This window comes from Streptomyces sp. NPDC058459 (assembly GCF_042721685.1).
In the GTDB taxonomy this organism is placed as follows: domain Bacteria; phylum Actinomycetota; class Actinomycetes; order Streptomycetales; family Streptomycetaceae; genus Streptomyces.
On sequence record NZ_JBHXLV010000342.1, the window covers coordinates 1 to 3,872 of the forward strand.

Genomic DNA, 3,872 nt, shown 5'->3' on the forward strand with positions numbered 1-3,872 from the left:
CTCGCGTAGGGCGGACGGCCCGGCGGTGACCAGCCGCCGGGCCGTCGTCAGGTGGTCCCCCGCGCCGAGGCCGGTCAGCCGGCGGCTTCGTGCGGCGGCACCGGCACCCGCGCCTCCTCCGCCGCGGCGCCGGACAGGCCCGGCTCCCCCAGGGCGCCGGACAGGTCCGCCCACAGGTCGTCGGTGTCCTCCAGGCCGACCGAGAGCCGCAGCAGCCGGTCGCTCACCCCGGAGCCGTGCCGGTCGGCGGTGTCCACGATGCGGTGGCTGATGGACGCCGGATGCTGGATGAGGGTGTCGACGCTGCCCAGGCTGACCGCCGGGGTGATCAGCCGGACGCGGGCGATCACCTCGTGCGGGTCGCCGTGCGTCTCGAAGGCGACCATGGCGCCGCCCAGCCCCGGATAGTGGACGCGGGCCACCCGTGGATCGTCCGCGAGCCTGCGGGCCAGCTCGGCGGCGGTCGCGGAGGCCGCGCGGACCCGTAGCGGCAGCGTGGCCAGGCCGCGCAGCAGCAGATAGCCCGCCAGCGGATGCAGCACCCCGCCCGTGGCGAACCGCACCTGCCGCAACCGCCCCGCGAACTCCTCGTCGCAGGCCACCACGCCCGCCATCACATCGCCGTGGCCGCCGAGGTACTTGGTGGCGCTGTGCAGCACCAGCCGCGCACCGTGCTCGGCGGGGCGCTGCAGCACGGGCGTGGCGAAGGTGTTGTCCACCAGCAGCGGCACGGAGCCGCAGGAGTGGGCAACGGCCCGGATGTCGACCTCGGCGAGGGTGGGGTTGGCCGGGGACTCGACCAGCACCAGACCGGTGCCGGGACGCAGCGCGTCCGCGATCCCGGCCGGGTCGGTCCAGGTGACCTCGGTGCCGAGCAGTCCGGCGGTCAGCAGGTGGTCGCTGCAGCCGTACACCGGCCGGACCGCGACCACATGGCGCAGGCCGGCCGCCGAGCGGGCGAGCAGCACGGCGCTGAGCGCTGCCATGCCGCTGGCGAACGCGACGGCGGACTCGGTGCCTTCGAGGCGGGCGAGGCCGGTCTCGAAGCGGGCCACGGTGGGGTTGCCGAGCCGGGCGTAGACGGGCGGTCCCCCGGGGAGGACGCCCCCGGCCGCGAAGGCGTCGATGCGGGCGCCCTCCTCCCGGCTGTCGTGGGAGGGGTAGGTGGTGGACAGGTCGATGGGCGGGGTGTGCAGGCCCTGCCCGGCCAGGTCCTCCCGTCCGGCGTGCACGGCCTCGGTGGCCAGTGCCCTGCGTACGGTGTCGGCGGCGCCGTTGCTCGCTGATTCCATGGCCGAAGGGTGAGCACCGGACGGGCTCAGGTGGCCGAAAGCCGTGTTACGTTCGGCCGATGGACGCCTCCGTCGTACTGGACGCGGTGGATCTGCGGCTGCTCCGGCTGCTCCAGAACGACGCCCGGACCACGTACCGCGATCTCGCCGCGCGGGTGGGGGTGGCGCCGTCGACCTGTCTGGACCGGGTGGCCCGGCTGCGCCGGTCGGGCGTGATCCTCGGCCATCAGCTCCGGCTGGACCCGGCGAAGCTGGGGCGGGGTCTGCAGGCTCTGCTGTCGGTGCAGGTCAGGCCGCACCGGCGGGAGCTGGTGGGGCCGTTCGTGGAGCGGGTGCGGGCGCTGCCGGAGGCGCGGACGGTGTTCCATCTGACCGGCCCTGACGACTATCTGGTGCAGGTGGCGGTGGCCGACATGGCCGATCTCCAGCGGCTGGTACTGGACGAGTTCACCTCCCGGCGTGAAGTGGCCCGGGTGGAGACGCGGTTGATCTTCCAGCAGTGGGAGTGCGGGCCGCTGCTGCCGCCCGGTCATGCCGAGAGCTGAAATCGCCGGGACACGGGTGACGTGGACGCACTCGCGGTATCAGGATGGGCGCCATGTCCGACACCAAGAGCTTGCTGCCCCGTCAGGTCGCCGACACCTATGTGGACGACCTCATCGCACTCGACCCGGTCACCGGCACCTACCTCGGGGTGCCGGAGAGTTCCTCCCGGCTGCCCGACTACTCCCCCGCCGGCCAGGCCGCGCTGGCGGAGCTGGCACGTACGACGCTCGCCCGGCTGGACGAGGCAGAGCGGCTGCCCGGCGCGGAGAGTGACGCCGAGCGCCGCTGCGGGCGGCTGCTGCGCGAGCGGCTGACCGCCGGACTGGCCGTGCACGAAGCGGACGAACACCTGCGCGCGGTCGGCAACATGCATACCCCCGGCCACTTCGTGCGGGACATCTTCAGCGTGACCCCGCAGGAGACGGAGCAGGACTGGGCGGCGATCGCCGGGCGGCTGCGCGCGGTCCCGGCCGCCTACGAGGGCTACCGCGCCTCGCTCGCCCTGGGTCTGGAGCGCGGGCTGCACGGGGCGCCCCGGCCGACGGCGACCTTCGTCGAGCAGCTCACCGAGTGGGCGGACACCGGCGCGGGGCGCGGCTGGTTCGAGGACTTCGCCGCCGCCGGTCCGCAGGCGCTGCGTGCCGAGCTGGACGAGGCGGCGGGCGCGGCGACCGCGTCGGTGGCCTCCTTGCGCGACTGGATGCGGGACGTGTACGCCCCGGCCGTCGCGGACGCCCCGGACACGGTGGGCCGTGAGCGGTACGCGCGCGGCGCCCGCTACTTCAACGGCACCGACCTGGACCTGGACGAGGCGTACGCCTACGGCTGGGCGGAGTTCCACCGGCTGCTCGGCGAGATGGAGAAGGAGGCGCAGAAGGTGCTGCCGGGCGCGGAGACGCCCTGGACGGCGCTGGCGCACGTGGACGAGCACGGGCGGCACATCGAGGGCGTGGACGAGGTCCGGGAGTGGCTCCAGGGCCTGATGGACCGGGCCATCGCGGACCTGGACGGCACCCACTTCGAACTCGCCGAGCGGGTACGGCGGGTGGAGTCCCGTATCGCCCCGCCGGGCGGGGCCGCGGCGCCGTACTACACGGGTCCCTCGGAGGACTTCTCCCGACCGGGCCGCACCTGGCTGCCGACCATGGGCGAGACCCGGTTCCCCGTGTACGACCTGGTGTCCACCTGGTACCACGAGGGTGTGCCCGGTCATCACCTCCAGATCGCGCAGTGGGCGCACGTCGCGGAGAACCTGTCGCGCTACCAGGCCACCGTGGGCATGGTCAGCGCCAACGCCGAGGGCTGGGCGCTTTACGCGGAGCGGCTTATGGACGAGCTGGGCTATCTCACGGACGCGGAGGAGCGGCTCGGCTATCTGGACGCGCAGATGATGCGCGCGGTGCGGGTGATCATCGACATCGGTATGCACCTGGAGCTGGAGATCCCGGCGGACTCGCCGTTCCACCCCGGTGAGCGGTGGACGCCGGAGCTTGCGGAGGAGTTCTTCCGGGCGCACAGCAGCCGTCCGGCGGACTTCGTGGTGAGCGAGCTGACCCGCTATCTGACGATGCCGGGCCAGGCGATCGGCTACAAGCTGGGTGAGCGTGCCTGGCTGCTGGGCCGGGAGCGGGCGCGGGAGCGGCACGGCGACGCCTTCGACCTGAAGGCGTGGCACATGGCGGCGCTGTCCCAGGGTTCGCTGGGCCTGGACGACCTGCTGGACGAGCTGTCCCGGCTCTGACTCGGCCGTACGGCCCTCCTGCGGTGGCGCGTCCCCCGTACCGGCTGCTTGCTGGTGCGGGGGACCGTGACGCGCGGGAGGTGGGCCGTTCATGCAGCGTGGCAGGCCGGTTCGGCGGGCGCTCGAGACGCCGAGGGCGGCCGGGCTGGCCGGGGTGGTGTTCGCGCTGCTGCTGGCGGCGACGATCGTGCTGATGCGGCTCGGCATCCCGGAGGGCGCCGACGCGGTCGGCGCCAGGGGGTTCACCGACTCCGCGCGGCGGGACGCGGTGCGTACGGCGCTGAGGCTGATCC

General features: G+C 73.9%; 3 protein-coding genes and 1 pseudogene. 3 read left to right on the plus strand and 1 reads right to left on the minus strand.

Annotation, left to right across the window (positions count from 1 at the left end; translation table 11 throughout):
* Positions 1–74 precede the first annotated feature (74 nt).
* Complete coding sequence (locus ACFWN1_RS32170) at positions 75–1,292, minus strand: trans-sulfuration enzyme family protein (protein ID WP_384369934.1); 1,218 nt, start codon at positions 1,290–1,292, stop codon at positions 75–77.
* Positions 1,293–1,351: 59 nt separating this feature from the next.
* Here ACFWN1_RS32170 and ACFWN1_RS32175 point away from each other — a divergent pair, with 59 nt between their 5' ends.
* The 3 genes and pseudogenes from ACFWN1_RS32175 to ACFWN1_RS32185 form a co-directional block, all read left to right on the plus strand.
* Entirely contained in the window at positions 1,352–1,837 is a 486-nt protein-coding gene (locus ACFWN1_RS32175; RefSeq protein WP_384369937.1) for an Lrp/AsnC family transcriptional regulator, read from the plus strand.
* A 53-nt stretch (positions 1,838–1,890) separates the two neighbouring features.
* Complete coding sequence (locus ACFWN1_RS32180) at positions 1,891–3,579, plus strand: DUF885 domain-containing protein (RefSeq protein ID WP_384369940.1); 1,689 nt, start codon at positions 1,891–1,893, stop codon at positions 3,577–3,579.
* Positions 3,580–3,670: 91 nt separating this feature from the next.
* A pseudogene (locus ACFWN1_RS32185) lies at positions 3,671–3,872 on the plus strand (hypothetical protein); the annotation flags it as partial.